Genomic DNA, 26,453 nt, shown 5'->3' on the forward strand with positions numbered 1-26,453 from the left:
CGCCGGGCACCATCCGGACCGGGCTGCAGCGGTCCGTCCAATCGCCACCGGGAACCCGCGACCGAGAGACCATGCCCCGTCTGGTGATGAAATTCGGCGGCACCTCCGTCGCCAACGTCGACCGCATCCGCAACGTGGCGCGCCACGTCGCCCGCGAGGTGGCGGCCGGCTACGACGTTGCCGTGATCGTCTCGGCCATGTCAGGCAAGACCAACGAGCTGGTCGACTGGGTCAAGGACGCGAACGCGCTCTACGACCCGCGGGAATACGACGCCGTCGTGGCCTCGGGCGAACTCGTCACCGCGGGCCTCCTGGCGATCGCCCTCCAGAAGGACGGGGTCAAGGCCCGCTCCTGGCAGGGCTGGCAGATTCCGCTCGTGACCTCGGACGCCCATGGCTCGGCGCGGATTGCCGAGATCGATCCCAAGAACCTCGAGGCGGGTTTCGCAAAGGGCGAGGTCGCGGTGATCGCCGGCTTCCAGGGCGTCCATGCCGAGACCGGCCGCGTGACGACGCTGGGCCGTGGCGGCTCCGACACCTCGGCGGTGGCGGTCGCGGCCGCGATCGGGGCCGAGCGCTGCGACATCTACACGGACGTGGACGGCGTCTACACCACCGATCCGCGCATCGTGCCGAAGGCCCGCCGCATGGAGCGGGTGACCTTCGAAGAAATGCTGGAGATGGCCTCGCTGGGCGCCAAGGTGCTGCAGGTCCGCTCGGTGGAGCTTGCCATGGTCCACCGGGTGCCGACCACGGTCCGCTCCTCCTTCGATCCGCCGGACGCCGCGCGCCCGGGCACCCTCATCTGCGACGAGGACGACATCGTGGAACAGCAGATCATCACCGGGATCGCCTTCTCCCGGGACGAGGCGCAGATCACCCTGCGCCGTGTCAAGGACAGCCCCGGCGTGGCCGCCGCGATCTTCGGGCCGCTGGCCGACGCCAACATCAACGTCGACATGATCATCCAGACCGTGTCGGGCGACCAGTCGACCACCGACATGACCTTCACGGTGCCGGCTTCCGAGTACCAGCGCTCGCGCGCCATCCTCGACGAGGCCCGCACGCAGATCGGCTACGCCCAGATCGAGGGGGCCACCGATGTCGTGAAGGTATCGGCGATCGGCGTCGGCATGCGCAGCCATGCGGGTGTGGCCGCCAAGGCGTTCAGGGCGCTTGCCGAGAAGGGGATCAACATCCGCGCGATCACCACCTCGGAGATCAAGTTCTCCGTGCTGATCGACGCCGCCTATACGGAGCTTGCCGTGCGCACGCTTCACTCGCTATACGGCCTGGACCAGGCCTGAGCCTGGGACGACGCGGGTTCGAGCGGGTCGCGTGGTGTGAACTAGACAGTCACGGGCCGATCCGCCGATCTCAGAGCGTCTCTGGGACCAGCGGTCCGGTCCATCCGGTGCCAGCCGTCCCGGGTTTGGCGCCAAGGTTGCAGGGTGGTCGACGCCAAGGCCACTCACCGACGCTGGAACGACGAACCGATGCCCGCTGCGCCCGGAGGCCCGCGCCTGCTGCTGCGCCGCCTCCGCGAAGCGATGGCGGAGCCGGTCAGCCCCCAGGCGCGCCTGGATCGCATCGTCGTCCTGATCGCCGCCAATGTCGTGGCCGAGGTCTGCTCGGTCTATGTGCTGCGCGATGACAACACCCTCGAACTGTTCGCCACCGAGGGCCTCAACCGCGAAGCGGTCCACCAGACTCGCATGCGGACCGATGAGGGCCTGGTCGGCCTGATCGCCCGCACGGCGGAGCCGCTTTCCCTTTCGGATGCGCAGAACCACCCGGCCTTTTCGTACCGTCCGGAGACCGGCGAGGAGGCCTATCACGCCTTCCTGGGCGTGCCGCTGCTGCGGGCGGGCAACACGCTCGGCGTCCTGACGGTCCAGAACAAGACCTATCGCGTCTACTCCGAGGAGGAGATCGAGGCGCTCCAGACCACCGCCATGGTGCTCTCGGAGATGATCGCCTCGGGCGAGCTCGAGGGGCTGGCCCCCGATGCCGGCACCGCGGCCCGCCGCCCGGTCCTGGCGCGGGGCATCGCGCTGGCCGACGGCATCGGCCTCGGCTACGTGGTGCTGCACGAGCCCCGCGTCGTGGTGAAGACGCTGATCGCCGAGAACGTCGACCGCGAGGTCGCGCGCCTCGACGCGGCCATCGAGGAGGTCCGCTCGGCGATCGACGCGCTGGTGGAGCGCGGCGACCGGATCGGTACCGCGGAGAGCCGCGAGGTTCTCGAGACCGTCCGAATGTTCGCCCACGACAAGGGCTGGCTCCGGCGCATGCGGGAGGCCGTGGCGTCGGGCCTGACCGCAGAAGCCGCGGTCGAGCGGGTCCAGTCGGACAACCGCGCGCGGATGATGCGCCAGTCGGATCCGTATCTGCGGGAGCGGCTGCACGATCTCGACGATCTCGCCAACCGCGTCCTGCGCACCCTGATCGGCTCCGAAGCGGCCGGAACCATGGTGCTGCCGGAGAACGCCATCCTGGTGGCGCGCACCATGGGTCCGGCGGCCCTCCTCGACTACGAGGCCTCGACCCTGCGCGGCATCGTCCTGGAGGAGGGTGGTCCGACCAGCCACGTGGCGATCGTCGCCCGGGCGCTGGGCATCCCGGCCGTGGGCGAGGTGGAGAATGCCACCGCCCTGTGCGACGCGGGCGATGCCATCATCGTCGACGGCGTGGCCGGCGAGATCCATGTCCGGCCCGGTCCCGAGGTCGAGGCCGCCTATGCCGAGATGGTGCGCCTGCGCGCCCGGCGGCAGGAGCAGTATCGGGCGCTGCGGGACGTGCCCGCCCAGACCCGCGACGGCGTGCGCGTCGGCCTGCACCTCAATGCCGGCCTGCTGGTCGATTTCAGCCACCTGCAGGAGACGGGCGCCGAGGGCGTGGGCCTGTTCCGCACCGAGCTGCAGTTCATGGTGGCGCAGCGCATGCCGTCGGCGGCCGAGCAGGAGGAGCTGTACCGCAAGGTCTTCGCCGCTTCCGCAGGCAAGTCCGTCACCGTCCGCACCCTCGACATCGGCGGCGACAAGATCCTGCCCTACATGGCCAAGCTCGAGGAGGAGAACCCCGCCCTCGGCTGGCGGGCGATCCGCATCGGCCTCGACCGGCCGGCTTTGCTGCGCATGCAGCTGCGCGCCCTGCTGAAGGCCGCCGACGGCGACCCGCTCAAGATCATGTTCCCGATGGTCGCCACGGTGGACGAGTTCGTGCGCGCCCGCGGCATCGTCGAGCGGGAGAAGGCCTACCTGAAGCGCCACGGCTACCGGCTTCCCACCGATTGCCGCCTCGGCGCGATGATCGAGGTGCCCTCGCTCCTGTTCCAGATCGACGAGATCGCCCGGGAGGCCGATTTCCTGTCGGTCGGCTCGAACGACCTGATGCAATTTCTGTTCGCTGTGGACCGGGAGAATCGCCGGGTCGCCGACCGCTTCGATCCGTTGAGCGTGGCGGCCCTCCGCGCCTTCCGGCTGATCGCCGAGCGGGCCAACGCGGCCTCCTGCCCGGTGACGGTCTGCGGCGAGATCGGCGGCCGCCCCCTCGACGCCATGGCGCTGATCGGCCTCGGCTACCGGCAGCTGTCGATGTCGCCGGCCGCGATCGGGCCGGTCAAGGCCATGGTGCTGAGCCTCGATGCGGGTGCCATCGCCGAACTCATCGACGCCGAGATGGCGCGGATGCATGACGGCGACTCCCTGCGCCCGGCGCTCACGGCCTTCGCGCACGCCCACGGCATCCCTATTTAACCGCGACCCTTGCCGAACATTCGGCCGGGGTTGTACGGCAACGCCACGACGCTTTCGGCCGACGCGCCGCGGCTTCCGCTCTCGAACGGAAGGGGCGTGGATTTGGGGGAAGTCCTGCCGGGTCACGGTCCCTCCAAGCCACGCGTCTCTTCCCCCCGAGACGAGACCCGCGCCCAGCCCGGAACGGCACGCGCAGACCTGCAGAAACACGGGCGATGATCCCCTTTCCCACCGAGCGCCTCGACGCCATCCTGGCGCGGCACGACATCGTCACCGCGCAGCTCGGCTCCGGCGAGATCGATCCGGAGACCGTGGTCCAGCTCTCCCGCGAGCTGTCCGACCTCGACCCCGTCGTGGCGGCGATCCGCGGCTACCGCGCGGCCCTGGACAACCTCGCGGGCGTCGAGGCCCTCATCGACGAGCCGGGCACGGATCCGGAGATGCGGGCCCTCGCCGCCGATGAGAAGCCGGAGGCGCAGGAGGCGCTCGAAGCCGCGCACCGGGCCCTTCAGGTGTTGCTCCTTCCGAAGGACGCCGCCGACGAGAAGAGCGCGATCCTGGAAGTCCGCGCCGGGACCGGCGGCGACGAGGCGGCCCTCTTCGCCGGCGACCTGTTCCGGATGTACGCCAAATACGCCGAGTCGAAGGGCTGGCGGGTCGAGGTGATCTCCGAGAGCGAGGGCACGGTCGGCGGCTTCCGCGAGGTCGTGGCCGAGGTGAAGGGCCGGGGCGTCTTCGCCCGCCTCAAGTACGAGAGCGGCGCTCACCGGGTGCAGCGCGTGCCCGACACCGAGACGCAGGGGCGGATCCACACCTCCGCCGCCACCGTGGCGGTACTCCCGGAGGCCGAGGAGGTCGACATCCACGTCAACGATGCGGACCTGAAGATCGACACGATGCGGGCCCAGGGCGCGGGCGGCCAGCACGTCAACAAGACCGAATCGGCGATCCGCATCACCCACCTGCCGACCGGCATCGTGGTGTTCGTCCAGGAGGAGCGGTCGCAGCACAAGAACCGCGCCCGTGCGATGGCACTGCTGCGCGCACGGCTCTACGACGCCGAGCGCAGCGCGAAGGATTCGGCCCGGGCGGCCGATCGGAAGGCCCAGGTCGGCTCCGGCGATCGCAGCGAGCGGATCCGGACCTACAATTTCCCGCAAGGAAGGGTGACCGATCACCGGATCAACCTGACCCTCTACAAGCTCGAGGAGGTGATGGCCGGGACCGCCCTCGACGAGGTGGTCGACGCCCTGATCACCGAGCATCAGGCAGAGCTGCTGGCCGCCGAGGGTATGGCCTGAGCCATGTCGTGATGCCGGCCGCGATGCAGAACAGATCGCGCCGCGAGGCGCTGCGAGCCTGCACGGCACGGCTGCAGGCCGCGGGCGTCGTCGAGGCGGCAGGCGATGCCCGGTTCCTCCTGCTCGGAATCCTCGGCCTGGAGACGCGCGACCTTCTGATCGAGGGCGAGCGCCGCGTCAGCGCGGACGAAGCCGCGGCCCTTGACGCGGCGCTCGCCAGGCGCCTCGCCGGCGAGCCGGTGGCCCGTATCCTGGGCGCCTGGGAGTTCTGGGGCCTGCCCTTCCGGCTCGGTCCCGACACCCTGGTGCCGCGCCCGGACACCGAAATCCTGGTCGAGGTCGCGCTGGCCGCGGTGCCCGACCGGACCGCGCCGGTGCGCTGCCTGGACCTCGGCACCGGAACGGGCTGCATCCTGACGGCCCTTCTCTCGGAACTGCCCCTGGCCAGCGGGGTCGGGCTCGATCGCTCGGACGGGGCCCTGCGCGTCGCCCGGGACAATGCCGTCACCAACGGCGTCGGCGACCGGGCCCGCTTCGTCGTCGGCGATTGGTGCGAGGCCCTGAGCGGGACCTTCGACCTCGTCGTCTCGAATCCGCCCTACATCGCCCATGACGTGATCGCGACCCTCGACCGCGAAGTCCGCATGCACGATCCGGCGGCGGCCCTGGACGGCGGCGTCGACGGTCTCGACGCCTACCGGAGAATCCTCGACGGTGCGGCTGGGCTGCTCGCCCCGGGCGGCAGGCTCGTCCTGGAGATCGGCTACGATCAGGCCTCGGCGGTGCGGGCTCTTGCATGCGCGGCGGGCTTCCCGGATCGGGGATTGACCCGCGACCTCGCCGGCCGCGACCGAGTCGTGAGTTTCGACCGGCCACAGGGTCTTTTATCCGGCCACAGGGATGCCTAAGTCAGGGTTGAGCATCGCGTCACCGAAAAATTGCTTGTTGCATCAACCGGGGAACGCTAGAGTCGGCTTGAAGATCGCGAACCGTCCGTTAAGACGGACGGCTGTAAGGTCGGTGGTGACCATGGGTCGCCGATTGGTTCGCTGATCCCCCTTAACCGTCGAACCAGAACGCGCCGGTGCCAGCGCGGCGGTGCGACACAATCGAACCTGACAATCAACTGAGGATCGGCGGCTTTAACCGGGCGCCCGCTTCGAGGGATGGTCAGGCAGACGCGCGGACCGAAGAGCGGTCGCACGCGCGGCGCCGCCGGATGCGCTTGGCCGGATTGCGCCAGGAGATCCGCCCGGGCGCCTCCGTAGACAGTCGTTTGCGTGAACGAGGGTCATTACAGACCGATGAGACCAAACCAGAATCGACGGATGCGCGGCCGGAACCGGCCGAAGGGTCCGAATCCGCTGACGCGCTCGTACGAATCCAACGGTCCCGACGTCAAAATCCGCGGCACGGCGCAGCACATCGCCGACAAGTACGCGCAGCTTGCGCGGGATGCTCTCGCGGCCGGCGATCCAGTTGCGGCTGAAAACTACTTCCAGCACGGGGAGCACTATTTCCGCATCGTTTCCGGTGCCCAGGAACAGAATCGCCCGGCTAATACCGCCGGTTACGCCAGTCGTCCCTATGATGACGACATGGAAGAGGGCGACGACGAGGCCCAGGGCAACGGCGGATCGCAGAACGGTCACGGCTATAGCGGCTATGAAGACGCCGATCCCGGCCAGCAGCCGCAGCCCTACGAGGGTCGTCAGGACGGAAACCAGGACGGTCGGCAGGGCCGTGACCGGTTCCAGAACCGCGATCAACGGCGGTTCGACAACGGCGGGCGCCAGGATTACCGGCGTCAGGACCAGCCGCGTCAGGACTATCAGCGCCAGGATTATCAACGGCCGGACTATCGGCAGGAGAACCGGCAGGACCGTCAGGATTACGGGCGTCCGGATTATCGCCAGGAGCGTCACGACGGCCGGCAGGACCGCCAGGACGTCCGGCAGGATCCTCGCCAAGATACGCGCCAGGATGCTCGGCAGAATGATCGGCAAGACGCCCGGCAGGACACGCGCGGCGATCAGGGGCGTTACGAGAGCGGCCGCGGCGAGGCTCCGCGGTCCGAAGCCCGGCAGGAAACGCGTCCTGAGGGGCGGCCCGAGCGGGCTCCCCGCGGCGAGGCCGGACGTCAGGGCGAGACGGCGCCCCGCCGTGAGCGCCGCCGCGAGCCTGCGCCTGTCGTGGAGGCCGAGGAGCCGACTGGCCTGCCGGCATTCCTGATGGCCCCTGCGCGTCCCGCCCCGCCGGCTGAACCGTCGCCTGCTCCCGAGCCGGAGGCTGCGGCCGAGGAAACTCCGGCCGCCAAGCCCCGCCGCCGCCGCCGCCCGCGTTTCGAGAGCGCCGCGGACGAGGGCAGCGCCAACACGTCGCCGGCAGACGTGCCGACCGAGTGAGCGAAAGCTGCAGGAAGCACTGAAGAGAGGCCGTTCCGGGCAACCGGAGCGGCCTCTGTCGTTACGGGCTCAGCGTGGCACGGTTTTCCAGTCCGGGCAGGCCTGGACCCGGTGGATCAGACGGTGCCGCCGGCCGCTCGCGCCGAACGGCCCAAGCTCCCAGTCCCAAGCCGCTTTCGTAGGCGGGAGCTCGGACCCGAACAGCATATCGAGGCTGTCGGTGAAGCGGCGCGACCGATCCTCCGCGCGCTGCACCGCGTCGGTGATCAGGCAGACGCGCTCGACCCGGCCTGCCAGGGTGTCCAGGGCTTTGAGGTGGGTCTCGACCAGATGTGCCCCGAGAAGGGGCGGGGCCGCGCGGCCCCGGGCCTCGTGGGCCTCGATCGGGACGATCGGAAGCTGCGACAGCACGTTTGCCGAAACGATGAGGTCGGCGCCCGTGCAAAGATCCGCCCAGGACCCGGCGAGGCCTGCACTGATCTCGGCGGTCACCAGCGCCACGTTCGGGTATCGGCGGGCGGCGAGCCGGGCCGGCCAGGGATGCACGGCATCCACGAGGCCGATCCGATCGAACAGGCGGGCGAGATCGTCCAGCGGCACGTCGTCGAGCAGGCCGGAGCCGAGCACGACCGCATGTCGGCAATGCCCCGTTCCCTCGGCCGCCGCCGCGATCCTGCCCCGCGCCTGCGCGAGATGCGGCGCCCAGACCGCCCGGCAGCGGCGCTACCGGGCGTGAAGCAGGCCGCTCTGCCGAACATAGCCAAGCCTGCGCAGGGGCCACGGCGCTGGATTGACGACCGACAGGGCCCAGGCGACCAGCATCACCGGCCGGCTCACTCCGCGTCGGAGGGCGCGGTGCGCGCCGAGGTGCCGCGATAGCCGGTCGCAAGGACGTAGAGCTCGCTGGAATCGGCCCGGCTGGCGGCGGGCTTGACGTGGCGGACCGTGGCGAAGTCGCGCTTCAGGTCGGTGAGCAGGGCTCCCTCGGTCCCGCCCTGAAGCACCTTGGCCAGGTAGGCGCCGCCTGGCCCAAGGATCTCCCGGGCGAATTCCGCCGCCGTCTCGGCGAGGCCGATGATGCGGAGATGGTCGGTCTTCTTGTGTCCGGTGGCGTTGGCGGCCATGTCGGACATCACGAGGTCGGCCGGGCCGCCGAGCATGCCGGTCAGCCGCGCCGGCGCCTCGGGATCGAGGAAATCCAGGGTGATGAACTCGACCCCGGCCATAGGCTCGATCTCCAGGAGATCGATGCCCACGACCCGGCCCGACGGTCCGACCACCCGGGCGGCCACCTGCGACCAGCCCCCGGGAGCCGCGCCGAGGTCGACGATCTTCTGGCCGGGCCGGAGCAGCTTGTAGCGGTCGTCGATCTCCAGCAGCTTGTAGGCCGCCCGCGAGCGATAGCCCTCGCGCTTGGCCCGCGCCACATAGGGATCGTTGAGCTGGCGCTCCAGCCAGCGCTTCTGCGACAGGGTCCGTCCACGCCCGGTCTTCACCCGCTGCTTCAGGTCGCCCCGGACCCCACCGCCGGAGCTCGCGCCGCCGCGCCGGTCGCTCATCGTGGGGCCCTCATCGGACAGCCTTCCGGTTCCAGACCCCGTCCTCCCGCATCATGTTCATCAGCAATCCTTCGCGCAGGCCGCGATCGGCGATGCGCAGGCGCTCCGAGGGGAACGCCCGGCGGATCGCCTCGAGGATCGCGCAGCCCGCGAGCACGAGATCGGCGCGGTCGCGACCGATGCAGGGGTTGTCGGCGCGCTGTTCCAGCCGCGTATCGAGCAGGTCGTCGATGGCGGTGGAGACTGCGGCGTCGGTCATCCACAATCCATCGACCCGCCGGCGCTCGTAGCGCGCGAGCCGCAGATGCATCGCCGCGATGGTCGTGACGGTGCCAGACGTGCCAAGAAGGTGGAAATGGGGCGCGGTCGCGGCGGCAGCGGCCCGAAGGGCGAAGGCGGAGAGCTTCTCGGCCACCTCCTCGACCATGCCCTCGAACATGCGGCGGGTGACCTCGGCGCCGCCGTGGCGCTCGGCCAGGGTCACCACGCCCACGGGCAGCGAATCCCAGGCGCGGATCCTGAGCGTCGGATCGGTCGACGGATTGGCCGCCGCGCCGTCCAGCCACGCGATCTCGGTCGAGCCGCCGCCGATGTCGAAGATGATCACCGATTCGGCCAGCGGATCCGCCAGCGCCGCGCAGCCGGTGACCGCGAGATAGGCCTCGGTCTGCCGATCGACGATCTCGAGGTCGAGGCCGACGCCGCGGCGGACGCGTTCCACGAAGGCGGCCCCGTTCACGGCGAGACGGCAGGCCTCCGTGGCGATGATCTTGGCCCGCTGCACGCCGCGCGCCTGCATCTTGGACCTGCAGATCCGCAGGGCCTCGACGGTCCGCTCGATCGCCGCCTCGCTGAGGCGGTCCGACGTGCCGAGGCCTTCGCCGAGACGGACGATCCGTGAGAACGCATCGATCACCCGGAAGCCGCTGAAGGTCGGCTCCGCGACCAGCAGGCGGCAATTGTTGGTGCCGAGGTCGAGCGCCGCGTAGGCGGCGCGCCGACGCTCACGGCCCGGCAAGGGGGCTGGCGTCTGAAGCGGCACCGCGCCGGTCTGGATTCGGGACGGCGCGGCCGCGGCGGTCTCGTCCCTCATCGGCGCGGCCGTCGATCCTTCGGGTCGGCCTTGAGCGTCGCGCTCGGCCTTAGTTGCTCTGTGACCCTACAGGCTCAGCGGGGAACTGCAACGCCCCATCGCGGTCGCGATCAGGCGACGGCCTTCATGGCGCTGGCCCGGCGCGGGATCGGGCGCAGGAGACTCTTCACCTGGGAATAGGGGCGGGGCCGGTTGATCACCTCGTCCAGGCGCGACCACAGGGTCTTGGGCGAGAACGGCTTGGCGATGATCTCGTTGACGCCGAGCGCCACCGCACGGTCGACCACGTTCCGGCGCGGCTGGGCCAGCATCAGGATGATCGGGATCGTGGGGCAGGGAGAGGTGGTCGGCGTCCGCGCGAGCCGGATGAACTCCTCGCCCGACAGGATCGACAGGTCCCAGTCGATGATGCTGATATCGGGTTTGCTCTCGGCCAGCACGCCCAGCGCCTCCGCCCCGTCCGGCGCCTCCAGGACCCGCTTGATACCGACGCGCATCAGCATGTCGCGCACGATTCGGCGGATGTAGAGACTCTCGTCGACGACGAGGGCCGAGAGATCGGGGAAGGTCGGGGTCGCGATCATGGCCGGCGGGCTCTGCGGGGCGCGGCGCCGAGTCTAGGCGGGACAGCCTTTGCGTTTCGCTAACGCCTTCCCTCGAATGAGTAAGGACCGACCCGGGATCGGGGGCGGACTCCGTTGTTTGCCGCAAGAAAGTAACGAAACGGGCGCGTCTGAGCCAAGAAGGTCCTTGCGGTCAAGGCCCGATTGCGTCAGGACTGGGGCGTTATTCTTGGTTACCGCGACCTGGGGTAATGATAGTGCGGGGCGTGGGCTGTCTGGGATGGCGCGCACGCGGTATTCGAGACAAGGGCGGCGGACGGTTTTTGCGAGCTTTCGATGGGACGTGGTCGTGATTTCAGGGGGCCGCAGAAGCGCGGCTTCGACGAGGGTGGCGAGCCGAGATGGCCTGATCAGGCACCCCCGAGCGGCGGATACGGCGGCGGCGGTTTCGGCGGTGGCGGCGGCGGTTTCGGCGGCGGCGGTTTCGACCGTGGTCCGGCGCGCGGCGCGGCACCGGTCGCGTCCGGACCGGAGCGCGATGCGACGGTCAAGTGGTTCAACAAGGAGAAGGGCTTCGGCTTCGTCGAACTCGGCGACGGTTCGGGCGATGCCTTCCTCCACATCCGCGCCGTCGAGGCGGCAGGCCACGATGACCTGATGCCGGGCACCCGGCTGACGGTCACGACGGCCCAGGGTCAGAAGGGCCCGCAGGTGACCAGCGTCACCAGCGTCGACACGTCCACGGCCGAGGCGCCTGCGCCCCGGCGCGAGTTCCGTCCGCGCACCGGCGGCTTCGGTGGTGGCGCTGGCGGCGGCTACGGTGACCGCGACCGCGGCGGCGGTGGTGGTTACGGCGGCGGCGGCGGTTTCGGTGGTGGTGGCGGTGGTGGCCGCTTCGCCAGCGGCCCGTCCGTCGAGATGAGCGGCACCGTGAAGTGGTACGATCCCGCCAAGGGCTTCGGCTTCGTGTCGGTGAACGACGGCGGTAAGGACGTCTTCGTGCACCGCTCCGCTCTGTCCCGCGCCGGGCTCGATTCGCTCGCCGAAGGCCAGCAGGTCACGCTCGGCGTGGTCGAGGGTCAGAAGGGCCGCGAGGCTCAGAGCATCAACGTCGAGGATTGAGGGCGCGCGGCGGTCGCTTTGCCGCCGCGATCCTGAGAAGACTACGAGGCGGCGGTCCTGTCTGGGACCGTCGCCTTTCTCGTTCCTGGACGATCGATGCGCTGCTTGATGCTGCCGACGGCTCTGCTCCTGCTTTCGGGCAGCGCCCGGGCTGAGGATTTCACGGGCTTTTATGCCGGGATCAACGCGGGCTACGGCTGGGGCACCGGGCACCGCGGCCCTGAGGGAGGCCGCCCCGTGACCGCCGGATCGTCGGCCCTCTCCAAACCGGAGGCCGGCCCCGATCTGCCGCCGAGTGCCCGGAATGCCGCCATCGCGATCCGCGGATCCGACCGATCCGCAACGCCCGGAACGACCGGTCGTTGAGACGGGCTGCCGCGCAAGCCGGGACTTTCATCTCTCGGCCCGACCCGGGCCATCCTAACCGCCTCAATTCACACTGGAATCGTTCTGGAACATACGCGTTGCCTGCCGGGCGCAGCCGCTGCTAGGTCGCGATATGACTTCACGGAAGCGAGAGGGCGCGCGATGAGTGCCCATGCCGTGCCCACGCTGGCCGATCGCTTGGCGGTCGCCGGCCGGGTGCTTCTGGCGGCGTTCGGCGGTTATGCCGTTGCCGCACTCGCGTGCGCCTGGCTCGCGCTGATTCTCCCCGGCCCGAGGGCCGAAGCGGTATCCGCCGCGACCCTCGCGAGCTTCAGCATCATGGCGGCGGCCGTGATCTGGGTGTTCGCCGCCCGGACGATCGCGCGTGCCACCCTGGTCCTGGGGGCTGCGGCGCTTCTCCTGACCGTGGCCTTATTGCTGGCCGGCGGCTTCAGGCACGGGGTCGCCCTGTGAGCCGCGCGCGGAGCTTCCGCCAGTCCATGGCGTGGCTGCACACGTGGTCCGGCCTCGTGGTCGGCTGGGTGCTGTTCGCCATCTTCGTCACCGGGACGGCCAGCTATTACCGCAGCGACATCTCGCGATGGATGCGGCCCGAGCTGTCCGAGGAGGCGCCGGATCCGGTGGTGGCGGCAACGCGCGCCGGTGTGTTCCTGCGCAAAACCATGCCGGACGCCGCCGGCTGGTCGGTCAAGCTGCCGAACGCCGAGGCTTCGGTCGTCGAGGTCTACTGGTGGCAGAACCTGGATGGGCCCTACCATCAGGCGCTGCTCGATCCGGTGACGGGCGAACCCGCACGCGTCCGCGACACGCGGGGCGGCGACTTCCTCTACCGCTTTCACTTCGAGTTGAGCCTGCCGCCGATCTGGGGGCGCTGGATCGTCTCGGGCTGCGCGATGATCCTGCTGATCGCGCTGATCTCCGGGATCGTGACACACCGGCGCATTTTCGCCGACTTCTTCACCTTCCGCCGGGACAAGTCCGTCCAGCGCGGCTGGCTCGACGCCCACAACGTGATGGGCGTTCTGGCGCTGCCCTTCCACCTGATGATCGTCTACACGGGCCTCGTCACCCTGTCGTCGATGCTCATGCCCTGGGGCGTGAAGGCCGTCTACGGCGACGACCTGCTCCGGTACTATGCGGAGGCGGGATTGGCGGCGCCGGGAGCCGGCCCCGCCGGGCGTCCGGGCGTGCCGCTCCCCTTGGGCGAGATCGTGGCGCGCGCCAGCGCGGCGGGCGGCGAGACGCCCGAGATGCTGATGGTGACGCTTCCCGGGGACGCCAATGCGACCGCGACGGCGTATTTCGAGGAGCCGCATGGGCTCGCGCATCTCCATCCGCAGATCGTCTATGCGGCCGGAACCGGCGCGGAACTCGCGCGGGTCAGCGAAGCCGGCGCCGCGACCCGGACGGCCGCCGTGATGGCGGGGCTGCACGAGGCGCATTTCGCGGCCGCTCCGTTGCGTCTCGTGTTCTTCCTCTGCGGCGTGATGGGCGCGGCCACGGTTGCGAGCGGGCTGGTCCTCTGGACCGTGGCGCGGGCGCCCAAGGGCGCGGATCCCGACCGATTCGGTCTACGGCTCGTGCGGCTCCTCAACCTCGGCACCATCGCGGGGCTGCCGGTGGGACTCGCGGCCTATTTTCTGGCCAACCGTCTGATGCCCTTTGGGCTCGAGGCCCGGGCCGATTGGGAGGTCCGCGTATTCTTCGCCGCCTGGGTCGCCGCGGCGCTCGCCGCAGCCCTGTATCCGCGACAGCGAGCGTGGCCGATCGCCCTCGGGGTGGCGGCCTGCGCCTTCCTGGCGATTCCGTTGGTCGATGCGGTCCTCGTGGGCCAGAACCGGTTCCTCGGTTTCGATGCGGCGATGGCGGCTGTGGGTCTGGCCCTTGTCGCGGGCTCCCGGCTGGCGGCACGGCGACGGCCGGCGGAATCGCGGCACGGCCAGCCCAGCCTGTCCCGGGCGGCGGAAGCATGACTGCGGCGGCACTGATCCTCAGCCTTCTCCTGAGCTTCTCGGGCTTCGCCGCCCTGGCCCTCAGCCTCGACCGGCATCACCGGGCAGCCTACCGGATCAGCGTCCCGGACCGGCGCGTCGCCAGCTTGCGGATGGCTGGCTGGTGCGGGCTCGCCCTCTCGTTCGCGGCGGCCATCGCGGCGGCCGGCTGGAATTTCGGCCCGGTGCAATGGATCGGATCGCTGACCGGGTCCGCCTTAATCGTGGTGGCGTTCATCGCCTATCGGCCGACCTGGCTGCGCAACGCGGCACTGGCGGCGCTGCCGCTCGCGGCGGCGGCCGCTCCGCTCGCCTTGCTCAGGTAAGCAGGCGCATCGGAGTCTTCCTCGATCGGCGGTGATTCGAACGGTCATCGGGAAGCGGAAATTGTCCCTCAGGTCCGCTCGGAACACTCCGACGCCGAGGATATCTGTCCGCTCGCGGTGAGGTCCGGAAGAGCGTAGGATCGGCCCACTCGCGCACTGGCCAAAAGTCCACCTTGATTCGGCAGGCCAAAAGCCATTGGCTGCGAACAGAGCGGAAGCGGATGCGGCCCCGACGATCGGTCGCCCGAGCGCCAGCTTAAGCCCAAGAGCCGCGGTTCGCGAGGCCGGGGCCTATGGAGGGAACACAGCGATGAACAAGCCGGAATTCCTCGGCGACGCCAAGGTCAAGTCGCCGTTCTCGGCCCGCTACGAGAACTTCATCGGCGGCCAGTGGGTCGCCCCCGCGGCCGGCCGCTACTTCGAGAACACCTCCCCGATCACCGGAAAGGTGGTGTGCGAGGTGGCCCGCTCCGACGCACAGGACGTCGAGAAGGCGCTCGACGCCGCCCACGCCGCCAAGGAGGCCTGGGGCCGCACGGCGCCGGCCGAGCGCGCCCGCATCCTCCTCAAGATGGCCGACCGGATGGAGGAGAACCTCGATCTGCTCGCCCTCGCCGAGACCTGGGACAACGGCAAGCCGATCCGCGAGACGACCCACGCCGACATCCCGCTGGCCATCGACCACTTCCGCTATTTCGCCGGCTGCGTGCGGGCGCAGGAAGGCTCGATCTCCGAGATCGACCACGACACGGTCGCCTACCATTTCCACGAGCCGCTGGGCGTCGTCGGCCAGATCATCCCGTGGAACTTCCCGATCCTGATGGCGGTGTGGAAGCTCGCCCCGGCGCTCGCCGCCGGCAATTGCGTGGTCTTGAAGCCCGCCGAGCAGACCCCGGCCTCTGTGCTGGTGCTGGCCGAGATCATCGGCGACCTGCTGCCGCCGGGCGTGCTCAACATCGTCAACGGCTTCGGCCTGGAGGCCGGCAAGCCGCTCGCCTCCTCGCCGCGGATCGCCAAGATCGCCTTCACGGGTGAGACGACCACCGGCCGCCTCATCATGCAGTATGCGTCGCAGAACCTGATCCCGGTGACGCTGGAACTCGGTGGCAAGTCGCCGAACATCTTCTTCGCCGACGTGGCGAACGAGGACGACGACTTCTTCGACAAGGCGCTCGAAGGCTTCACGATGTTCGCCCTCAACCAGGGTGAGGTCTGCACCTGCCCGAGCCGCGCGCTCGTGCATGAGTCGATCTACGACCGCTTCATGGAGCGGGCGGTGAAGCGCGTCGAGGCGATCACGCAGGGCTCGCCCCTCGATCCGGCCACGATGATCGGCGCCCAGGCGTCGGGCGAGCAGATGGAGAAGATCCTCAGCTACATCGACATCGGCAAGCAGGAGGGCGCCCAGCTGCTCACCGGCGGCGAGCGCAACGTCAAGGAGGGCGAGTTCGCCGAGGGCTTCTACGTGAAGCCGACGGTGTTCCGCGGCCACAACAAGATGCGGATCTTCCAGGAGGAGATCTTCGGCCCGGTCCTGTCGGTCACGACCTTCAAGGACGATGCCGAGGCGCTCGCGATCGCCAACGACACGCTCTACGGCCTCGGCGCCGGCGTCTGGACCCGCGACGGCACCCGCGCCTATCGCTTCGGCCGGGCGATCCAGGCCGGCCGCGTCTGGACGAACTGCTACCACGCCTACCCGGCTCACGCGGCCTTCGGCGGCTACAAGCAGTCCGGCATCGGCCGTGAGACCCACAAGATGATGCTCGATCACTACCAGCAGACCAAGAACATGCTGGTCAGCTACTCGGCCAAGAAGCTCGGATTCTTCTGAGCTTCTTCCCGGGTTAACCCCCCGAGACAACTTCAGCCCCGGCCTCACGGCCGGGGCTTTTTCGATCCCGCAACACCGCGCTCAGTAGAGGCCGTAGCCGTAGCCCTCGAAGGGGGCGTTGACGATCGAGCCCGGCGCCATCGGGCCGGCATCGCCGCTGACGCTGGGCACGTCGTCCGGCGGACCGTCCCAGCCGACGACACCCATGGGATTGTCGGGCGTGACGTTGGGATTCCCCGCGACGCGCCACGCATGCTGGACGAACAGTGGCTGTTCGCGGGGCTGGACGCGGAGCGACAGCGGTTTGGCGGCGGCGGGACCGGCGAGACCGGTCAGGGCAAGGACGACGCAGGCGGCTTTTCTGAGAACTGACATGACGGGCGCTCCCGAGGCGTCGGGCGGCAACCGCCGCCCTCCGTCGTCACAACGCGCATCGCGACGTTTCGGGACCTGCATTCGCTCGCGTTGCGGTGGAAACCCGCCGGCAACCGCGCATATTTCAACATCGACTGGGGAGGATGGCATGAATTCGGATCAGACCTTGGACGCCAACGTCGCCGAGCAGGCCGGCGCCGACGGGACACCCCTGCGGGTGACCGCCACCCCGGCGGCTCTCGCTCTCATCGACGAGCTGCGGAGCGAGTACGGCCCGGTCATGTTCCATCAGTCCGGCGGCTGCTGCGACGGCTCCTCGCCCATGTGCTACCCCGTCGGTGATTTCCTGGTGAGCGACGGGGACGTCCGACTCGGCACCGTCGGCGGCGCCGAGTTCTTCATCAGCCGGTCGCAATTCGAGGTCTGGAAGCACACCCACCTGCTCCTCGATGTCGTGCCGGGGCGCGGCGGCATGTTCTCGCTGGAGAATGGACGCGAGAAGCGCTTCCATATTCGCTCGCGCCTGTTCTCCGACGCGGAGAACCGGGCCCTCGAAGGGGCCTGCAAACTCTGAGGACGAGCTTCGCGGGGAGGGGGCACGATGGCCACCGTCAAACTCTGGTCCGATGCCGAGGCCGAAACCGACCCGCGCATCGGCGCTGTGTTCGCCGACATCCAGGCGACTCGCGGCTCCGACTTCATCAACAATTTCTGGCGGGGCCTCGCCAACGATCCGGCACTGCTCGAACGGACCTGATCCGTCCTGAAGACCGTCATGGGACCGGGAACACTCGATCCCCTGACCAAAGAGCTGGTCTACATCGCGGTTTCGATCGCCAATGGATGCCCGTACTGCATCCATTCCCACACCGCCGCTGCGCGGGCCAAGGGCTTGACGGACGCGCAGCACGGCGAGTTCCTGGCGGTGGTCGGCATGGCCCACCAGACCAACGCGCTGGTGAACGGCATGCAGATCCCGGTCGATCCCGCCTTCAGAGTGGAGGAAGGTCCATGAGTTCCGTGTCCGGTCAAGGGGAGCAGGGTTTCCTGGTGGTGCGCGAGAGTGCGCCCTTCCGCGGCAAGCAGGGGCACATTTACCGGCCGGCGGTCTCCGCCGAAGCCGTGGGCTCGAAGGCGCTGCACATGCAGCTTCTGGAGATACCGCCCGGGGAGCGTGCCCATGCGCACAAGCACGAATCGCACGAGACGGCGATCTACGTGCTGTCGGGCGTGTCAGGCTGTTTCTGGGGCGAACGGCTGGAGCATCACGCGATCGCGGGGGCCGGCGAGTTCGTCTATATCGCCGCCGACGTGCCGCACCTGCCTTACAACCGCAGCCAGACGGAGCCCGTCACAGCCGTGATCGCCCGGACGGATCCCAACGAGCAGGAGAGCGTCGTCCTGCTGCCGCACCTCGAGGCCGGCGTCGACTGGTCCAAGGCCGAGGGGTAGCGCTCAGCGCTGTTCGATCCGCTCATTGGCGAGGCGCTCGGCGCGCGAGCGCTCGTCGGCGGAAAGGCCGGACAGCGTCTGATCCAGCCACGCGTCGGACAGGCCCTGTCCGGCAGCGGCAAGGTTCCAGGCCGCAGCCTCGACGGGATTCTTGGCGACGCCACGGCCGACCGCGTAGAGGCGCGCGACGCGGTTCTGCGCGATGGCGTTGCCGCGCGAGGCCGCGTGCAGGAAATAGCGGGCAGCCGCCCGCTCGTCCTTGGTGACGCCGGTGCCGTTGAACAGAAGGATCGCGTACTCGACCTCACTGGCGAGATCGCCATTGTCGGCGCCGCGCCGGAACAACTCCGCCGCCTTGGTCGGATCCTTCGGCACCCCGCGACCCTGGAGGTAGAGAACGCCCAGATCGTGCTGCGCGGGGCCGATCTCCGCATCGGCCGCCTTGCGGAACTGCGCGGCGGCCGCCGCCTCGTCGGCCGTGGCCCCGGTGCCGATCAGGATCAGGCCGAGATTGTAGGCGGCAGTCGGCGAGCCTTGGGACGTGGCCTGTTCCAGCCATCGGCGCCCGGCCTTCGGATCCTTCGGCATACCGCGTCCGTCGAGCGCCATGAGCCCGAGGGATGCCATGGCGGACGGGTCGTTCTGTGCGGCGGCCAGACGATACCAGTCGGCGGCCTTCACCGGGTCCTGCTTCACGCCGAGGCCCTGGTTGTACAGCTCCCCGAGAAGCGTCATGGCAGCGGCGTCCTTCGGATTCGCCTCGATGCGCTTCGTCGCCTCGCGGAAGGCCGTGACGTACTGGCCCTTCTGATAGGCGCCGTAGGCGAGATCCGGCGGCTGACCGCCCTGCGGCGGCACGGCGCCCCGGGTGTAGTTCGGCGTATAGGGACTCGGCAGTTCCGGCATCGGCTTCTTGCCGGTCTGCGCGGTGGACCCGATCGATCCGGGCGCCGCGGTCGCGGGCGGGTCGGCCGGAGCGGAGACGGCCCAGGTCGGCAGAGCGAGCACTGCCGCTCCGACGAAAGCCAACAGATGAGGGGCGTTGCGGCGCCTCACGCGGCAGCCTCCCGAAGGACGCGCTGGGCCCGCTCGACGGCCGCCGGATCCGACAGCCAGAGGCCGCTCTCCAATCCCACGAACTCCGCGCCTGTCGCGCCGAGCGGCCCGATCTCGTCGGCGGCGACGGCGACCGCGATGCACGGCGTCTCGAAGATTTCGGCCCACCAGGTGGCGCGGGCCCGGACGGTCTCCGCCTCCGGCGCGACACCGTCCGGATACAGCCCGCCGAACATCAGATAGTCGATACCCGCCTCGCCGGCTTCCATGGCGCCATGCTTGGTCTCGATGCCTCCAGCACCGAGGATGCGCCCGTCGCGCAGCCGGCCGCGCAGATCCTTCAGGTCGCGCGGCTTGTCGACATGGATGCCATCGGCGCCGCCGCGGATCGCCACCGTGGCGAGATCACCCGTGAAACCCGGACAGGCCACGACCAGGGCCGCGCCCCGCTCCTGCGCCACCGGAGCGACCGCCTTCACGCGGGCCGTCAGCCCGCGCTCGTCGGTGGCGGCGAGCCGCAGGATCACGGCGGCGACATCGCCCGCTTCGCAGGCGGCCTTCAGGGCCGCCACGAAGCCTTCGAGTCCCTCGGCGTCGAGACCGTGCGGTCCGAGAAGGGCGAGGCGGGCATTGGTGCTCATCGGGGGCGACAACCGGCGCCTTACCGCGCGCCGATCTTCGGATCCAGGGCGCCGCTGGCGTAGCGCTTGGCCATCTCGGCGACCGAGATCGGCCGGATCTTCGAGCCCTTGCCGGCGGTGTTGAACTCCTCGAAGCGCTGCTTGCAGAGCTTGGTCATCGCCTCCATGGCGGGCTTCAGGTACTTGCGCGGGTCGAACTCGGAGGGGTTCTCGGTGAGGACCTTCCGGATCTGACCGGTCATCGCCATGCGGTTGTCGGTGTCGATGTTGATCTTGCGCACGCCGTGCTTGATGCCGCGCTGGATCTCCTCGACCGGAACACCCCAGGTCGGCTTCATCTGGCCGCCGTACTGGTTGATGATGTCCTGCAGGTCCTGCGGCACCGACGAGGAGCCGTGCATGACGAGGTGGGTCGTCGGCAGGCGGCGGTGGATCTCCTCGATCACGTTCATCGCCAGCACCTCGCCGTCGGGCTTGCGGGTGAACTTGTAGGCGCCGTGGCTCGTGCCCATGGCCACCGCCAGCGCGTCCACCTTGGTGGCCTCGACGAACTTCACGGCCTCCTCCGGGTCGGTCAGGAGCTGGTCGTGGCTGAGCGTACCCTCGGCGCCGTGGCCGTCCTCGGCCTCGCCCTGGCCGCTCTCCAGCGAGCCGAGCACGCCCAGCTCACCCTCGACCGAGACGCCGGCCCAGTGGGCCATCTTGGTGACGTTGCGGGTGATCTCGACGTTGTAGTTGTAGTCGGCCGGGGTCTTGCCGTCGGCCTTCAGCGAGCCGTCCATCATCACCGAGGTGAAGCCATACTGGATCGCGGTGGCGCAGGTGGCTTCGTTGTTGCCGTGGTCGAGATGCATGCAGACGGGGATGTGCGGGTAGATCTCGACGAGGCCGTCGATCAGCTTGGCCAGCACGACGTCGTTGGCGTAGGCGCGGGCGCCACGGCTCGCCTGGAGGATCACCGGCGAGTCGGTGGCATCGGCGGCCGCCATGATGGCGAGCCCCTGTTCCATGTTGTTCAGGTTGAAGGCGGGCACGCCGTACTCGTACTCAGCGGCGTGATCGAGGAGCTGCCGGAGGGTGATGCGTGCCATCGTGCGTGTCTTCCCGTTTCCCGTTTCGTTGTCCGACCGATCGCCGGAGGCGCGGTGAGGCCCTCAGCTGGGCTGTATCGTTTCGCTCTGCCGGGTGCCTTGCTTTCGGTCAATCTCCGACGCGGCGCAGGCCATTCTTTCGGCGGATGATCCCCGGTCGGTCCGGCTCACCAGGGACGCGACGCGGTCCTCGACCTCGCTGACCCGCGCGTCAGACCTTACCGCCGTGGCCCGCATCGTCACGCGCATCCCGGCCGCGTTCAGACGATCGATCCGCGCCTCGAGCCTGTCGAAGCGCGTCACCGTCTCGGACCGCAGATCCGCCAGGCTCGCCTGGATGCCCCTTAGATTCTTGAGGGTCGCGTTCTCCCCATCGTCACCCATCGCCCCGGCCCCCCGGCTGATCAAGGCCGGCAGTATAGATAGGGTCGGGCCAATGGGGGAGGAGCGCAAGGTGGCCGTCTCAGCCCTTCGCCCGCAGCGCCTCGACGCCCGGGAGGGCCTTGCCCTCAAGCCATTCGAGGAAGGCGCCGCCGGCGGTCGAGACGTAGGTGAAGTCCTGCGCCACGCCGGCATGGTTGAGCGCGGCCACGGTGTCGCCGCCGCCCGCAACCGAGACGAGCTGGCCATCCTTCGTCCGCGCGGCCGCGTGCTTGGCGGCGGCCACGGTGGCGGCGTCGAATGGGGTCAGCTCGAAGGCGCCCAGCGGGCCGTTCCACACCAGGGTCTTGGCCCCGTCGATGGCGGCATTGATCTCGGCGACCGAGCGCGGACCGGCATCGAGGATCATGCTCGCGTCCGGCACGGAATCCACCGGCACGGTCTCGTGGGGAGCCTGCGCCTTGAACTCGGTCGCGGCGACCGCGTCGACCGGCAGGATGATCCGGCAGCCGGCCTTCTCGGCCGCCGCCAGGATGCGCGTGGCGGTCTCGGCGAGATCCTTCTCACAGAGGGACTTGCCCACCGCCTTGCCCTGCGCGTGCAGGAACGTGTTGGCCATGCCGCCGCCGATCACCAGCATGTCGACCTTGGCGACGAGGTTCTCCAGGAGATCGATCTTGGACGAGACCTTGGCGCCGCCGACCAGCGCGATCACCGGGCGCTGGGGCGATTCCAGGCCCTTGGTCAGCGCGTCGAGCTCGGCCTGCATCTCGCGGCCGGCATAGGCCGGCAACCGGTGCGCCAGACCCTCGGTGGAGGCGTGGGCGCGGTGGGCTGCCGAGAAGGCCTCGTTGACGTAGACGTCGCCGTTCGCCGCCAGGGCGTCCGCGAAAGCCGCGTCGTTCTTCTCCTCGCCGGGATGATAGCGGGTGTTCTCCAGGAGGAGGACGTCGCCGTCCTTCAGGGCCGCCACCGCCTGCGCGGCGGCGTCGCCCACGCAATCCGCCGCGAAGGCGACGGTGTGCCCGAGGGCCGCGCCGAGGGCCGGGACTACCGGCTCCAGCGAATCCTTCGGCTCGCGCTTGCCCTTCGGCCGGCCGAAATGAGCCAGCAGGATCACCCTGGCGCCCTGCTCGGCGACCTCGCGTATCGTCGGCGCGACGCGCGCGATGCGGGTCGCGTCGGTCACCCGCCCGTTTTCCATGGGCACGTTCAGATCGACGCGCATGAGTACCCGCTTGCCCTTGAGGGAGCCGGCATCGTCGAGGGTGCGGAAGGCGCTCATGCGGTCTGGTGCGGTCCTGTGCGGGGCGAGGGCGATTACTGCGCGGTGGTGCCGATGGTGGCCCGCTGCGGCAGCAGGCGGTCGAGATTCAGACGCTGGACGGCGACCATCAGGACCACGGTCAGGATGGCGGTGATCACGGCGGTAAGGACGAGGGCGCCGGTCCCGGGCAGGCGCCGGGTGCGCTCGGCGAGGCCGCGCATCTCCGTCCGGAGCGCCGCCAGGTCGGACTGGCGCGCCGATTCATTCATCCGGTTCGCCGCATTCTCGACCTTGTCCTCGACTCGGGACAGCAGTGCCTCGGAGCGGGCATACTTGTCCTCGATCCGCGAACACTTGTCCTCGATCCGCGCGAGCTGATCGAAGAGCTGGTTGGCCGGAAGCGGGTGGGATGGGACCGCGGATGCGGCAGGGGCCGCGGTCGGTGCGGCGGCGGGTGTGGCGGGCGGCGGCGGAGCCGGCTTGGGGGCGGGCGGCACGGCAGCCGGCCCGCTCGACGTGCCCTGCGAAGCGTCGGTCATCCCTGGAGAGTCCCTGGTTCGAAGAAAGGCCGTCCGAAGAGTGGTGCGGCCGCCGACCTCTCAGGAGGCGGCGACCGCTGCAGTCCGGCTCAGATGAGCTTGGCCATCGCCACGGCGGTGTCGGCCATGCGGTTCGAGAAGCCCCACTCGTTGTCGTACCAGGTCAGGATGCGCACCAGCACGCCGTCCATCACCTTGGTCTGGTCGAGGTGGAAGGTCGAGGAATGGGGATCGTGGTTGAAGTCGATCGAGACGTTCGGCCGGTCGGTGACGCCCAGCACGCCCTTGAGCGGGCCGGCTGCGGCGGCCTTGATGGCGTCGTTGATCTCCTGGACCGTCGTCGCGCGCTTGGCCGTGAAGACGAGGTCCACCGCCGAGACGTTCGGGGTCGGCACGCGGATCGCGGTCCCGTCGAGCTTGCCCTTCAGCTCCGGCAGCACGAGGCCGACGGCCTTCGCGGCGCCGGTCGAGGTCGGGATCATCGAGAGCGCCGCGGCGCGGGCCCGGTAGAGATCCTTGTGCATCTGGTCCAGCGAGGGCTGGTCGTTGGTGTAGGAGTGGATCGTGGTCATGAAGCCGCGCTCGATGCCGACCGCGGCGTCCAGCACCTGGGCGACCGGCGCCAGGCAGTTGGTGGTGCAGGAGGCGTTCGACACGACGTGGTGCTCGCCCGTGAGCTTGTCGTGGTTGACGCCGTAGACCACCGTCAGGTCGGCGCCGTCGGCCGGGGCCGAGACGAGGACGCGCTTGGCGCCGGCGTCGAGATGGGCCTTCGCCTTGTCCTTCGAGGTGAAGATGCCGGTGCATTCCAGCGCGATGTCGACGCCGAGGTCGCGGTGCGGCAGCTCGGCCGGGTTGCGCACGGCCGTGACCTTGATGCGCTTGCCGTTCACCACCAGGAACTCGCCGTCCACGGCGACCTCGCCGGGGAAGCGGCCGTGCACTGAGTCGTAGCGGAGCAGGTGGGCGTTGGTCTCCACCGGGCCGAGATCGTTGATCGCCACGACCTCGATGTCGCTGCGGCCGGCCTCCGCGATCGCGCGCAGGACGTTGCGGCCGATGCGTCCGAACCCGTTGATGGCAACCTTCGTCACGGCGTGACTCCTTCCTGATGCGGCTCGCCGCGCGCCGGACCTGGGGGATGGTCCGCGGAGCGGTCTCGGCGGCCCGCCATACCGTCCGGGCCGGGCCGGGCGGGATCTGTGCGGGCGGGTTTGAACCTGCGATGAACCGGACCGGGAGAGGCCGGGCTTCCACGCGCGTGACCGTCGGATCGGACGGTGCCGGCTGAGGCCTCGGAACTGTCGCGGACCGGCCCTCCGGCATGTCTCGCGCGGTCCCTCTCGGGATCGCGCGGCTGTCTAGCATGGAGCCTCGACCTGTCAAACGCGTCGCCGTGACAAAGACCTTCGATCCACCGTCCAATAAACAGGGATCGGCACGATCCATTCGGAGTTCACCCGGATCGGGGATCGAAGGCCATTTCCCCCTGGAATTTCGGCTGCATTCGACGGAAAGCTTGCTGTCGAGGTAGACACAGAACCATGGCCGACGAGACCGAGCTCCGTTCCATCGACGACGCCCTCCGCCGCCTCGAGGCGGCCATCAACCGCCTGGATGCCGTCGTCCAGCGCCGCCTTGAGGTGGCCGCGCAGCCCGACGACCGGGATGCGGAACTCGCGCTGATGGACGAGGATCGGGCCCGCCTCGCCGCGGCTCTCGACGCTGCGAGCGCCCGTCTCGCCACCGTCTCGGCGACCACGGGGGAGGTCGGGCATCGGCTCGACCGGGCGATCGAGACCGTCCAGGATGTGCTCGGGCGCGCCTGATCCCCACGCCTACGCCTGTCGAGCGCACAGCGGAGCCGCCTTTGCCGCAGATCAACGTGACCATTGATGGCCGCTCTTACCGCATGGCCTGCGGGGAGGGGGAGGAGGCGCATCTCACCGGCCTCGCCGCCACCCTCGATGGGCGCATCGGCGAGATGCGCAAGAGCTTCGGCGAGATCGGGGACATGCGCCTTCAGGTCATGGCGGCGTTGACCATCGTCGACGAGCTCGCGGAGCTGCGCATGCGGTACGCGACCCTAGAGACCGACGTCGCGGCGCTGCGCGCCGCTGCCGAGGCTGCCGAGCGCGGGCGAGCGGAGGATGCCGAGCGGGCGGCCGTCGGAATCGGGCGGGCGGCCGAGCATATCGGAAAGCTCGCCGACGCGCTCGGCGGGGTGAGTCCGCGCACGTGAACGACACCACGTGAACGAAAAGGAGCCGGACGCCTGCACTGTCGAACCGGTTCGCATTCCGACGCCGCGCGCGAGCCATTCGCGGACCGCAATCCGACCCCGGCGGCGCCGACAGCGGCGGGATTGCCGGGAAGCCTCACCCCCTCTGGACTGACGTGGATGCGGGCACGACGCCGGTCCCCTTGAACACGACCGTCACCGGCTGCCGGTGCTGATCGACCGTTCGAGGCCCTTTCGGTTCGTGGTCGGACTGGTCTTCGCGCAACCGTGAGACCGTCCGGGGCCGGGTTGCCGCGCCGGACCGATCATCGCCGCCGAAAACCTCATTCCGTCTCGGCGATGTAGCGCCCCAGCGCCGCCGCCGCCCGGAGCATGTGCGCGCGCATTCGCCGGGCGGCCGTCTCGCCGTCCCCTTCGGCGATCGCCGCCAGGATCTCGCCGTGTTCCTCCCGCGAACGGCGGATCCGGTCGGCGTGGCGGAGCTGCGTGCGCCGGAACGCGGCGAGGCGCTCGCGGATCGCCAGGGCCTGCTCGGCCATGAAGCCGTTGTGGGTCGCCGTGTAGAGCGCCTCGTGGAAGGCGCGGTTGAACCGGTCGTAGGCGTCGACGTCGCCCGCCTCGACCGCCTTGGCGGATTCCTCGTGAAGCTCCATGAGCTCCCCGCGCTCCAGGGGCGTCATCCGGTAGGTGGCGAGCCGGGCGCACATCGCCTCGATCTCGGCGGTCGTCTCGAACATGTCGGCGATCCGCTGCGGCGTGAGGCGCACCACCACGACGCCCCGGCGGGGCCGGATCTCCACGAGCCCCGAGGCCGCGAGCTGGCGCAGCGCCTCCCGGACGGGCGTGCGCGACGCGCCGTAGCGATCGGCCAGGTTCTGCTCGTCGAGGGCCGTGCCGGCCGCGATAGTCCCTGACGCGATGGCGTCGGTGAGCGCGTCGCGGATCCGGTCCGAGAGCAGCCCGCTGTCGATCTTCTGAAAGTCGCCGTGCATCCGCCGTTCCTCAATCATCCCATGAGCGGCGCCTGCCAGTCTTCGGGAAGACGATGCGGAACCATACCCTAATCCGCA

Annotated in this window: 27 protein-coding genes and 1 pseudogene; 15 read left to right on the plus strand and 13 right to left on the minus strand. The window is 69.6% G+C overall.

The features are described 5' to 3' along the window. The first annotated feature begins 71 nt into the window (after positions 1-71). The 5 genes from P9K36_RS01020 to P9K36_RS01040 all read left to right on the plus strand — a co-directional run bounded on the left by P9K36_RS01020 (position 72) and on the right by P9K36_RS01040 (position 7,464). Entirely contained in the window at positions 72-1,307 is a 1,236-nt protein-coding gene (locus P9K36_RS01020) for an aspartate kinase (RefSeq protein ID WP_043755028.1), read from the plus strand. A 189-nt stretch (positions 1,308-1,496) separates the two neighbouring features. Continuing rightward, a complete protein-coding gene (gene ptsP, locus P9K36_RS01025; protein ID WP_043380280.1) occupies positions 1,497-3,758 on the plus strand; it encodes a phosphoenolpyruvate--protein phosphotransferase in 2,262 nt (753 codons plus the stop codon). A 215-nt stretch (positions 3,759-3,973) separates the two neighbouring features. Then, the gene (prfA, locus tag P9K36_RS01030; RefSeq protein WP_043380277.1) at positions 3,974-5,059 is read left to right on the plus strand and encodes a peptide chain release factor 1; all 1,086 of its coding nucleotides are present in this window, start codon (positions 3,974-3,976) and stop codon (positions 5,057-5,059) included. Between the two features lie 23 nt (positions 5,060-5,082). Next, complete coding sequence (gene prmC / locus P9K36_RS01035) at positions 5,083-5,967, plus strand: peptide chain release factor N(5)-glutamine methyltransferase (protein ID WP_244447722.1); 885 nt, start codon at positions 5,083-5,085, stop codon at positions 5,965-5,967. 420 nt (positions 5,968-6,387) lie between these two features. Continuing rightward, the gene (locus tag P9K36_RS01040; RefSeq protein ID WP_278306478.1) at positions 6,388-7,464 is read left to right on the plus strand and encodes a DUF4167 domain-containing protein; all 1,077 of its coding nucleotides are present in this window, start codon (positions 6,388-6,390) and stop codon (positions 7,462-7,464) included. A gap of 69 nt (positions 7,465-7,533) precedes the next feature. Here P9K36_RS01040 and P9K36_RS01045 read toward each other — a convergent pair whose 3' ends face one another. The 4 genes from P9K36_RS01045 to P9K36_RS01060 all read right to left on the minus strand — a co-directional run bounded on the left by P9K36_RS01045 (position 7,534) and on the right by P9K36_RS01060 (position 10,700). Further along, entirely contained in the window at positions 7,534-8,091 is a 558-nt protein-coding gene (locus P9K36_RS01045; protein ID WP_338037312.1) for a hypothetical protein, read from the minus strand. Between the two features lie 206 nt (positions 8,092-8,297). Continuing rightward, on the minus strand, positions 8,298-9,023 hold the full coding sequence (locus tag P9K36_RS01050) for an RlmE family RNA methyltransferase (RefSeq protein ID WP_043755037.1): 726 nt from the start codon (positions 9,021-9,023) through the stop codon (positions 8,298-8,300). Between the two features lie 10 nt (positions 9,024-9,033). Further along, entirely contained in the window at positions 9,034-10,116 is a 1,083-nt protein-coding gene (locus P9K36_RS01055) for a Ppx/GppA phosphatase family protein (RefSeq protein WP_043345257.1), read from the minus strand. 110 nt (positions 10,117-10,226) lie between these two features. Next, the gene (locus tag P9K36_RS01060; protein ID WP_012317168.1) at positions 10,227-10,700 is read right to left on the minus strand and encodes a response regulator; all 474 of its coding nucleotides are present in this window, start codon (positions 10,698-10,700) and stop codon (positions 10,227-10,229) included. 315 nt (positions 10,701-11,015) lie between these two features. Between P9K36_RS01060 and P9K36_RS01065 the strand changes: the two genes are divergently transcribed. The 5 genes from P9K36_RS01065 (at position 11,016) to adh (ending at position 16,339) form a co-directional block, all read left to right on the plus strand. After that, complete coding sequence (locus tag P9K36_RS01065) at positions 11,016-11,801, plus strand: cold shock domain-containing protein (RefSeq protein WP_043755040.1); 786 nt, start codon at positions 11,016-11,018, stop codon at positions 11,799-11,801. A 528-nt stretch (positions 11,802-12,329) separates the two neighbouring features. Continuing rightward, positions 12,330-12,641 (plus strand): hypothetical protein, encoded by a 312-nt coding sequence (locus P9K36_RS01070; RefSeq protein WP_043755044.1) that lies wholly within the window; start codon positions 12,330-12,332, stop codon positions 12,639-12,641. A 26-nt stretch (positions 12,642-12,667) separates the two neighbouring features. After that, positions 12,668-14,161 carry a PepSY-associated TM helix domain-containing protein gene (locus P9K36_RS01075; RefSeq protein ID WP_043755045.1) on the plus strand — a complete coding sequence of 498 codons (1,494 nt, stop codon included), beginning with the start codon at positions 12,668-12,670 and terminating at the stop codon, positions 14,159-14,161. Beyond that, the gene (locus tag P9K36_RS01080; protein WP_043345237.1) at positions 14,158-14,505 is read left to right on the plus strand and encodes a DUF3325 domain-containing protein; all 348 of its coding nucleotides are present in this window, start codon (positions 14,158-14,160) and stop codon (positions 14,503-14,505) included. The genes P9K36_RS01075 and P9K36_RS01080 overlap by 4 nt, the downstream gene beginning before the upstream one ends. 310 nt (positions 14,506-14,815) lie before the next feature. Next, positions 14,816-16,339: an aldehyde dehydrogenase gene (adh, locus tag P9K36_RS01085; protein ID WP_043345235.1), complete on the plus strand. Its 1,524-nt coding sequence runs from the start codon at positions 14,816-14,818 to the stop codon at positions 16,337-16,339. A gap of 81 nt (positions 16,340-16,420) precedes the next feature. On the opposite strand, the gene P9K36_RS01090 is transcribed toward adh, so the two are convergent. Then, complete coding sequence (locus tag P9K36_RS01090) at positions 16,421-16,714, minus strand: hypothetical protein (protein WP_278306479.1); 294 nt, start codon at positions 16,712-16,714, stop codon at positions 16,421-16,423. A 148-nt stretch (positions 16,715-16,862) separates the two neighbouring features. Between P9K36_RS01090 and P9K36_RS01095 the strand changes: the two genes are divergently transcribed. The 3 genes and pseudogenes from P9K36_RS01095 (at position 16,863) to P9K36_RS01105 (ending at position 18,166) form a co-directional block, all read left to right on the plus strand. Continuing rightward, positions 16,863-17,288, plus strand: coding sequence for a DUF779 domain-containing protein (locus P9K36_RS01095; protein ID WP_043345230.1), 426 nt, complete (start codon positions 16,863-16,865; stop codon positions 17,286-17,288). Between the two features lie 27 nt (positions 17,289-17,315). Continuing rightward, positions 17,316-17,729, plus strand: a pseudogene (locus P9K36_RS01100) (carboxymuconolactone decarboxylase family protein). Further along, positions 17,726-18,166, plus strand: coding sequence for a cupin domain-containing protein (locus P9K36_RS01105; protein WP_052083508.1), 441 nt, complete (start codon positions 17,726-17,728; stop codon positions 18,164-18,166). The pseudogene P9K36_RS01100 and the gene P9K36_RS01105 overlap by 4 nt, the downstream one beginning before the upstream one ends. Positions 18,167-18,169: 3 nt before the next feature. Here P9K36_RS01105 and P9K36_RS01110 read toward each other — a convergent pair whose 3' ends face one another. The 7 genes from P9K36_RS01110 to gap all read right to left on the minus strand — a co-directional run bounded on the left by P9K36_RS01110 (position 18,170) and on the right by gap (position 24,235). Beyond that, complete coding sequence (locus tag P9K36_RS01110) at positions 18,170-19,174, minus strand: tetratricopeptide repeat protein (RefSeq protein WP_236961657.1); 1,005 nt, start codon at positions 19,172-19,174, stop codon at positions 18,170-18,172. 44 nt (positions 19,175-19,218) lie between these two features. After that, positions 19,219-19,863, minus strand: coding sequence for a thiamine phosphate synthase (locus P9K36_RS01115; protein WP_043380249.1), 645 nt, complete (start codon positions 19,861-19,863; stop codon positions 19,219-19,221). 20 nt (positions 19,864-19,883) lie between these two features. Next, positions 19,884-20,954 (minus strand): class II fructose-bisphosphate aldolase, encoded by a 1,071-nt coding sequence (gene fba, locus P9K36_RS01120; RefSeq protein ID WP_043345222.1) that lies wholly within the window; start codon positions 20,952-20,954, stop codon positions 19,884-19,886. A 63-nt stretch (positions 20,955-21,017) separates the two neighbouring features. Next, the gene (locus P9K36_RS01125; RefSeq protein ID WP_043755047.1) at positions 21,018-21,338 is read right to left on the minus strand and encodes a hypothetical protein; all 321 of its coding nucleotides are present in this window, start codon (positions 21,336-21,338) and stop codon (positions 21,018-21,020) included. 79 nt (positions 21,339-21,417) lie between these two features. Next, on the minus strand, positions 21,418-22,620 hold the full coding sequence (locus tag P9K36_RS01130; RefSeq protein ID WP_043755049.1) for a phosphoglycerate kinase: 1,203 nt from the start codon (positions 22,618-22,620) through the stop codon (positions 21,418-21,420). 35 nt (positions 22,621-22,655) lie between these two features. Continuing rightward, positions 22,656-23,141: a hypothetical protein gene (locus tag P9K36_RS01135; protein ID WP_278306480.1), complete on the minus strand. Its 486-nt coding sequence runs from the start codon at positions 23,139-23,141 to the stop codon at positions 22,656-22,658. 89 nt (positions 23,142-23,230) lie between these two features. Further along, entirely contained in the window at positions 23,231-24,235 is a 1,005-nt protein-coding gene (gene gap, locus P9K36_RS01140) for a type I glyceraldehyde-3-phosphate dehydrogenase (RefSeq protein ID WP_043345211.1), read from the minus strand. A 450-nt stretch (positions 24,236-24,685) separates the two neighbouring features. Here gap and P9K36_RS01145 point away from each other — a divergent pair, with 450 nt between their 5' ends. Then, positions 24,686-24,970, plus strand: coding sequence for a DUF4164 family protein (locus P9K36_RS01145; protein ID WP_043380241.1), 285 nt, complete (start codon positions 24,686-24,688; stop codon positions 24,968-24,970). 41 nt (positions 24,971-25,011) lie between these two features. After that, a complete protein-coding gene (locus P9K36_RS01150; protein WP_043345206.1) occupies positions 25,012-25,383 on the plus strand; it encodes a cell division protein ZapA in 372 nt (123 codons plus the stop codon). Between the two features lie 323 nt (positions 25,384-25,706). On the opposite strand, the gene P9K36_RS01155 is transcribed toward P9K36_RS01150, so the two are convergent. After that, entirely contained in the window at positions 25,707-26,375 is a 669-nt protein-coding gene (locus P9K36_RS01155) for a GntR family transcriptional regulator (RefSeq protein ID WP_043380236.1), read from the minus strand. Positions 26,376-26,453: the final 78 nt, after the last annotated feature.

Source organism: Methylobacterium sp. 391_Methyba4, from assembly GCF_029691625.1.
In the GTDB taxonomy this organism is placed as follows: domain Bacteria; phylum Pseudomonadota; class Alphaproteobacteria; order Rhizobiales; family Beijerinckiaceae; genus Methylobacterium; species Methylobacterium fujisawaense.